A 3641-nucleotide genomic window follows, 5' to 3' on the forward strand; every position below is an offset into this window, starting at 1 on the left:
TTAGGCCAGTAGTGCATGAAATTGCCGGGGGAGCAGACGGAGCAATGGTCTTACCGCAGATTGCCATTCCGAATCTCGTCGATCCGAGGACCTACGCCGACCACGACATGACCGAGGTCTGGCGCCGGCTGAGGTCGACCGACCCCGTCCACCGGCATCCCGCGACGCCGCAGGGGCCGGAGTTCTGGGTGGTGAGCCGGTACGAGGACGTCGTGCGGGTGCTCCGCGACGACGGCGACTTCACCTCCGAGGACGGCAACGTCCTCACGACGATGTTGCTGGGCGGCGACACCGGCGCGCGGCGGATGCTCGCGGTCACCGACGGGCCGCACCACACCGAGCTGCGCAAACTCCTGCTCAAGGCCTTCGCGCCGCGCGCGCTGGCCGACGTGGCCGTTCGGGTCCGCCGGCTGATCCGCCGCCTGCTGGAGGAGTCGGTCGAACGCGGCGGCTGCGACTTCGCCCGCGACGTCGCGTCGGTGATCCCGCTGGAGACCATCTGCGACCTGCTCGACGTGCCGGTCGCAGACCGGCCGGAGGTGCTGCGGCTCACCAAGTCGGCGCTCGCGTCGGACTACGAGACGCCCGGCGCGGACGTCGACCGGATCGCGCGCGGCGAGATCCTGCTGTACTTCAGCGACCTCGTGACCGAGCGCCGGAAGCGGCCGGGCACGGACCCCATCAGCCTGATGGCGACGGCCGAGGTCGGCGGCAGGCGCCTCGACGACGAGGACATCATCCTCAACTGCTACAGCCTCATCATGGGCGGAGACGAGACCAGCCGCCTGTCGATGATCGGGGCGGTGGAGGCCTTCGCAGCGCACCCCGGCCAGTGGGCGGCGCTGCGGAACGGCGACGTGACCGTCGAGAGCGCGGGCGAGGAGATCCTGCGCTGGACGACGCCCACGATGCACTTCGGCCGTACCGCGCGCGCGGACGTGCGGCTGGGTGACCGGTCGATCGCGGCGGGGGACCTCGTCACGCTGTGGTTCACCTCGGCCAACCGCGACGAGACGGTGTTCCCCGACCCTGATCGTTTCGATCTCGGCCGCTCGCCGAACAAACACCTGTCGCTCGGTTATGGCCGGCACTTCTGCCTGGGCGCCTACCTCGGCCGCGTGGAGATCAACGCCATGCTGGACGGCCTGCGTACCTTTGTGCAAGACATCGAACAGGCCGGACCCGGCCGCCGGATCTTCTCCAACTTCCTGTCGGGCATGAGCAGCCTGCCGGTGCGCCTAAAGGGCGACCCCGCCGGGCCGTCCAACTGGAAAGAATGAGCTGTGGTCCCGCGCAAACACGTCTGTTAGCCTGCCGACGGCGAGCGGGGGGAATATCGCCGCGTGGGCGGATATCTTCGCGTCCCATTCATCAATGTATCTGTCACCGACCCGCATGATTTTTCCATGCGCAGGAGGTTCTCGTCGTTATGCTCGGATCTCCAGGCCCCATGACGATGCGTGCACTCGGCGATCCTTCGGTGACCCGTCAGCGCATCAGACCGGGAACCGTTCGAAAGATCTTTCCCTATGCGAAGCCCTATCGCTGGGGAATCGCGCTCCTGATGCTCGTCAGCGTGTTCGACGCGGTCATCACCGCGTCGAGTCCATTACTTCTTAAGATCATTATCGACAACGGCATCGTCAAACGCGACACCGGTCTGGTCATCATGCTCGCCGTCATCGTGGCCGGCCTCGCCGTGCTCGACGCCGTCGTGGTGCTCGCCCAGCGGTTCTACTCCTCGCGGATCGGCGAGGGCCTCATCTACGACCTGCGCACGAAGGTGTTCCGGCACATTCAGCAGCAGCCGATCGCGTTCTTCACCCGCACGCAGACGGGATCCCTGGTCAGCCGGTTGAACACCGACGTGATCGAGGCCCAGCAGGCGATCTCGTCGCTGCTGACGATGGTCGTCTCCAGCCTGCTCTCGCTGGTCCTCGTGCTCCTCGCGATGTTCTACCTGTCCTGGCAGGTGACGGTCATCGCGCTGATCCTCATCCCGCTCTTCCTGCTGCCGGCCCGGCTGATCGGGCGCGGCCTCCAGCGGTTCACGCGAGAGTCGATGCAGCTCAACGCCGAGATGGGCTCGTTGATGAACGAGCGGTTCAACGTCGCGGGCGCAATGCTCGTCAAGCTGTACGGGCGGCCCAGGGACGAGTCGGACCTGTTCGGCAACCGGGCCGCGCGGGTCCGCGACATCAACGTGGTGACGGCGGTGTACGGCAGGGTGTTCTTCATCGCCATGACGCTGGTCGCCTCGCTGGCGACCGCGCTGGTGTACGGCCTCGGCGGCAGCCTCGTCATCGACGGGACCTTCCAGATCGGCACGCTCGTGGCGCTCGCCGCCCTGCTGACCCGCCTGTACGGCCCGATCAACCAGCTGTCTACCGTGCAGATCAGCGTGCTGACCGCGCTGGTCAGCTTCGACCGGGTCTTCGAGGTCCTGGACCTGAAGCCGCTGATCGCCGAGAGCCCCGAGGCCGTCGCGCTGCCGGCGGGCGAGCCGGGCCGGGCCGCCCCGGAGATCGAGTTCGACAAGGTGGCGTTCCGGTACCCCAAGGCCAGCGAGATCTCGCTGGCCTCGCTGGAGTCGATCGCGCTGCCGACCGCCGAACGCTCCGGGGACCAGGCCGTGGTCCTGCGCGACGTCAGCTTCTCCGCGCCGGCCGGAAGGCTCACGGCGCTGGTCGGCCCGTCCGGGGCGGGCAAGACGACCATCACCCACCTCGTGTCGCGGCTCTATGACCCCGGCTCCGGAACCGTACGGATCGACGGGCACGACCTGCGGGACCTCACGCTGGACTCGCTGCACGACACGATCGGCGTGGTCACCCAGGACGCCCACATGTTCCACGACACGATCCGCGGCAACCTGATCTTCGCCCGCCCGAACGCGACCGAGGACGAGGTCGTCGAGGCTTGCCGGGCGGCCCAGATCTGGGACCTGATCTCCTCGCTTCCGAACGGGCTCGACACCGTGGTCGGCGACCGCGGCTACCGGCTCTCCGGCGGGGAGAAGCAGCGGGTGGCGCTGGCCAGGCTGCTGCTCAAGGCGCCGTCGGTCGTGGTGCTGGACGAGGCGACCGCGCACCTGGACTCAGAGTCGGAGGCCGCCGTGCAGCGCGCGCTCGAGACCGCGCTCGCCGGGCGGACCTCCCTCGTCATCGCGCACCGGCTGTCGACCATCCGCGAGGCCGACCAGATCCTCGTCATCGACGACGGCCGGGTCCGCGAACGCGGCACGCACGACGAGCTCCTGTCACGCGGCGGCCTCTATGCCGAGCTCTACCACACGCAGTTCGCGCGGCAGTCGGAGAACGGCTCCGGCCCCGCGGCGCCCCCTCCTCCCGAGCCCCCGGCCGAGCCGGCGCCGATGGGACCGACCAGGAAAAGACTGGGCGGCGGCGGTTTCTCCGGGACCCGGGGTTCCATGCCGCATTTCCCCGGCGGCGATATCTGACGTTGTTCGATCCACGCCCCCGCCACTGACAACGAGATCTGGTGGCGGGGCTTGTGGCGCGCCATTGTTCCGCCATTGTCTGTTCAGTTGGACAGAAACAGATTTCGGTAATATCCAGCACCGCACCCTGTCATATGGCGAGCGTTTATTCACCCCAGATCATGAAGGAGAGGGGAGCCCG

At 67.8% G+C, this 3641-nt stretch carries 2 protein-coding genes; both read left to right on the forward strand.

Annotated elements, in window-relative coordinates:
- Positions 1-107 precede the first annotated feature (107 nt).
- On the forward strand, positions 108-1280 hold the full coding sequence (locus QWU11_RS28055; protein ID WP_290117436.1) for a cytochrome P450: 1173 nt from the start codon (positions 108-110) through the stop codon (positions 1278-1280).
- 149 nt (positions 1281-1429) lie between these two features.
- The gene (locus QWU11_RS28060; RefSeq protein WP_290117437.1) at positions 1430-3460 is read left to right on the forward strand and encodes an ABC transporter ATP-binding protein; all 2031 of its coding nucleotides are present in this window, start codon (positions 1430-1432) and stop codon (positions 3458-3460) included.
- The last annotated feature ends 181 nt before the right edge of the window (positions 3461-3641 follow it).

It is taken from the genome of Actinomadura sp. DC4, from assembly GCF_030406325.1.
Classification (GTDB): domain Bacteria; phylum Actinomycetota; class Actinomycetes; order Streptosporangiales; family Streptosporangiaceae; genus Actinoallomurus.